Annotated in this window: 1 pseudogene; it reads left to right on the forward strand. The window is 68.8% G+C overall.

Annotation, left to right across the window (positions count from 1 at the left end):
* Positions 1-391: pseudogene (locus CVH10_RS18045) on the forward strand (Tn3 family transposase); the annotation flags it as partial.

Consider the following 391-nt stretch of genomic DNA (forward strand, 5'->3'; position numbering starts at 1 on the left):
CGGCTCGGATGGATACGCGAATGGCCGGAAGCCCCATCGGCCGCCAACCTGAAGGGGATCGTCGAACGGCTCGACACTGTGCGCGGCATTGGGATCGCAGCCGACCGGGCGCGACGCATCCATGCCGCCCGCTATGCCGTCATCGCACGAACCGCCGGCATCGTCACCGCCCAGCATCTGCGGCGTCTCGAACGTCCGCGCCGGCTCGCCATGCTCGTCGCTTCCATGATCGAGATGGAAGCGGCGTTGACCGACGCCGCGCTGGTCATGGTGGAGAAGATGGTGGGCGCGCTGTTCCGCCGTGCCGACCGCTCCCGGTCCGATCGGTTGCTCGGCCAGGCACGGATGCTGAAGGACACCGCGCGTTTCCATGCCCGGCTCGGTCGCCTGC

The sequence above is a fragment of the Halomonas sp. ND22Bw genome, assembly GCF_003011945.1.
GTDB classification, from domain to species: Bacteria; Pseudomonadota; Gammaproteobacteria; order Pseudomonadales; family Halomonadaceae; genus Halomonas; species Halomonas halophila.